Genomic DNA, 3,529 nt, shown 5'->3' on the forward strand with positions numbered 1-3,529 from the left:
CTCGGGCGGCTCGGGCGGTGGCGGGGCCGCGGCGGCCGGGGGCGCGGCCGGCGGCTCCGGACTCGCGGCCATCCCCGAGGCGCGCCGGGTGGCGTCCTCGTCGGCCCTGCCCACCTGCGGCAAGGGGGCCCTGAAGATCGGCCTCGCCAGCACGAAGGTCGCCTACGACCCCGACGAGAAGCCCACGTTCCGGCTGGTGGCGACGAACGGCTCCGGCACGGCCTGCAAGGTCGACCTCGGGCCCAAAAGCATGGTCCTGACCATCACGAACTCCGACGACGACCGGATCTGGACGTCCAAGGACTGCGCGGCGAGCAGCGGCCAGTACTTCGAGATCCCCGCCCACTCCACCGTCGCCCGCACGGTCACCTGGGACCGCAGGCACTCCACGACGAAGTGCTCCGGCGCCACCCCGCCCGCCGCGGCCGCGGGCACGTACCTGGCGCAGATCGCCACGGGTGCGGCCACCGTCCCGAAGGACCAGTCGCAGAAGTCCATCCGCCTGGACCAGGATTGAGGCACGGGGGCCGTCCCGGCGGGCGCCGGCCCCTCGCACGGTGGACGGCCCGCCGCACGGCCGTCGGCTTCGGTGGCCGGCCCGCCCGGCGATCGGAGCGTTCGGGGCCGCCGCGTTCGGGGGCTGCCGCGCCGGGCTGCCGACGCGGTCACGGACCGTGCCCGTTCCCGTTCCGGGGCCCGGAGGTGTCCGGCGCCCGTCCGGGCCCGCCGACCGGTCTCCCGGTGGCCGCAGCGTTCGGCCCGGCCCGTCCTGCCCGCGCGGTCCGGCGGACCGTCAGACGTAGCGCTCCAGGATGGACGACTCGGCCAGGCGCGACAGGCCCTCGCGGACGCTGCGGGCCCGGGCCTCCCCGACCCCGTCCACGGTCTGGAGGTCGTCGACGCTCGCCGCCAGCAGCTTCTGCAGTCCGCCGAAGTGCTCCACCAGCCGCTCGATGATCGCGCCCGGGAGCCTGGGCACCTTCGCCAGCAGGCGGTAGCCGCGCGGGGACACCGCCGCGTCCAGCGTCTCGGGCGAGCCCGTGTAGCCGAGGGCGCGCGCCACCATGGGCAGTTCGAGCAGTTCGGTGTGGGTCAGCGCGTTCAGCTCGTCCAGCGCCTCCGCGACCGTGCGGGAGCGTTTCGCCGTGGGCTCCGGCACGTAGTCCCGCACGACCAGCTCCCGCTCGGGCTCGACGCCCGCGATCAGCTCGTCCAGCTGGAGGGTCAGCAGGCGGCCGTCCGTGCCCAGCTCCACCACGTACTCGGCGATCTCCGTGGCGATCCGGCGCACCATCTCCAGGCGCTGCGCCACCGCCGTCACGTCACGCACCGTGACGAGATCCTCGATCTCCAGCGCCGACAGCGTGCCCGCGACCTCGTCCAGGCGCAGCTTGTAGCGTTCCAGCGTGGCGAGCGCCTGGTTCGCGCGGGACAGGATCGCCGCGGACTCCTCCAGGACGCGCCGCTCGCCGTTGACGTACAGCGCGATCAGCCGCATGGACTGGGAGACGGAGACGACGGGGAAGCCGCACTGCTTGGAGACCCGGTCGGCCGTGCGGTGGCGGGTGCCCGTCTCCTCCGTGGGGATGGACGCGTCCGGCACCAGCTGGACGCCGGCCCGCAGGATCTTGGTGATGTCCTTGTCGAGGATCAGCGCGCCGTCGAGCTTGCACAGCTCGCGCAGCCGCGTCGACGTGAACTCGACGTCGAGCACGAAGCCACCCGTGCACATCGACTCGACCGTTTTGTCCATGCCGAGGACGATGAGGCCGCCGGTGTTGCCGCGCAGGATCCGCTCCAGACCGTCCCGCAGCGTCGTGCCCGGCGCGACTGCGCTGAGCGACGACCGCATGAGCGATTCACCGCCGGAACCGCCGGAGCCCGCGCCGGACTTTCCGGGTGCCGACCCCCGGTCGCCTGCTGCCACTGCATTCCTCCGGCTCGTACGGATGGGCGAGACCAGGGCAAAGTCTACCGGCGCACATCCTCGCCCCGCGGGGCGTCCGCGCGAGCCCGGCGCGGCAGGACACGCAGCGCGTCGCCCATGTCGGCCACTTCCGTGACCTTCATACCGGCGGGAACCTTCCCCGGGTCCCCCGGAACGAGCGCGTGCGTGAAGCCCAGCCGATGCGCCTCGGCCAGCCTGCGCTGCACCCCCGTCACCCGCCTGACCTCGCCCGCGAGCCCCACCTCGCCGATGGCGACCAGGTTCTTCGGCAGCGGGGTGTCGCTCGCCGCCGACGCCAGCGCGAGCGCCACCGCCAGGTCGGCGGCGGGCTCGGTCAGCCGCACCCCGCCGACCGTCGCGCTGTAGATGTCGCGCTTGCCGAGCGCGGAGATCCGGCCGCGCTGCTCCAGCACCGCCAGCATCATCGAGACGCGGGACGTCTCCAGGCCGGACGTCGTACGGCGCGGCGAGGGGATCTGCGATTCGACCGTCAGCGCCTGCACCTCGGCGACCAGCGGCCTGCGGCCCTCCAGCGTGACCGTCAGGCAGGTGCCGGGCACCGGCTCGTCGCGCCGGGTCAGGAACAGGCCCGACGGGTCCGCGAGGCCGGTGATGCCCTCGTCGTGCAGCTCGAAGCAGCCGACCTCGTCCGTCGTCCCGTAGCGGTTCTTCACGCCGCGCACCAGCCGCAGCCGGGCGTGCCGGTCGCCCTCGAACTGGAGCACCACGTCCACCAGGTGCTCCAGGAGGCGCGGACCCGCGATCGCGCCGTCCTTCGTGACGTGGCCGACCAGCAGCGTCGCCATCCCGCGCTCCTTGGACGCCCGGATCAGCGCGCCCGCCACCTCCCGCACCTGCGCCATGCCGCCGGGGGCGCCGTCGATCTCCGGGGACGCCACCGTCTGCACGGAGTCGAGGACCAGCAGGGACGGCTTCACCGCGTCGAGGTGGCCGAGCACCGCCGACAGGTCCGTCTCCGCCGCCAGGTAGAGATCGTCGTGCAGCGCGCGGATGCGGTCGGCGCGCAGCCGGACCTGGCTCGCGGACTCCTCGCCCGTCACATACAGCGTGCGGTGCTCCGGGCTCGCGGCCTTCGCCGCCACGTCCAGCAGGAGCGTCGACTTGCCGACGCCCGGCTCGCCGGCCAGCAGCACCACCGCGCCGGGCACCAGCCCCCCGCCGAGCACCCGGTCCAGCTCCGGCACGCCCGTGGAACGGGCCGTCGCCTGGCGGCCGTCGACCTCGCCGATCGGCACGGCGGCGGCCGTCACACGGCCGGCCGACGTGGTGCGCACGGCGGGCGTGCCGTACTCCTCGACGGTGCCCCAGGCCTGGCACTCGGGGCAGCGGCCGAGCCACTTCGCGGTCGTCCAGCCGCACTCGGTGCAGCGGAAGGACGGCCTGTCCTTGGCGGTCTTGGTACGGGTGGCCATGGCGCTCACCGTATAGCCCGCCACCGACAGTCCCGTCCGGGTCCCTCGGGTCCATCAGGTCCCCGAGGGATGCCTGCGCGCCGGGCACGGGCAGGTCCACGAGCGCGTGGGAGCCGTCGCAGGACACGAGCGTGTCGCCGTGGCGCCT

2 protein-coding genes and 1 pseudogene are annotated in these 3,529 nt (G+C 74.2%); 1 reads left to right on the top strand and 2 read right to left on the bottom strand.

The features are described from left to right. Nucleotides 1-517, top strand: a pseudogene (locus tag L1885_RS25625) (hypothetical protein); the annotation flags it as partial. Nucleotides 518-793: 276 nt separating this feature from the next. Here the strand turns inward: L1885_RS25625 and disA are convergent. Both disA and radA read right to left on the bottom strand, forming a co-directional pair. After that, nucleotides 794-1,927, bottom strand: a complete 1,134-nt coding sequence (gene disA, locus L1885_RS25630) for a DNA integrity scanning diadenylate cyclase DisA (protein WP_235799544.1) — start codon at nt 1,925-1,927, stop codon at nt 794-796. Between the two features lie 44 nt (nt 1,928-1,971). After that, the gene (gene radA / locus L1885_RS25635; protein WP_235799545.1) at nt 1,972-3,381 is read right to left on the bottom strand and encodes a DNA repair protein RadA; all 1,410 of its coding nucleotides are present in this window, start codon (nt 3,379-3,381) and stop codon (nt 1,972-1,974) included. Nucleotides 3,382-3,529: the final 148 nt, after the last annotated feature.

The organism is Streptomyces fuscigenes, from assembly GCF_021556455.1.
In the GTDB taxonomy this organism is placed as follows: domain Bacteria; phylum Actinomycetota; class Actinomycetes; order Streptomycetales; family Streptomycetaceae; genus Streptomyces; species Streptomyces fuscigenes.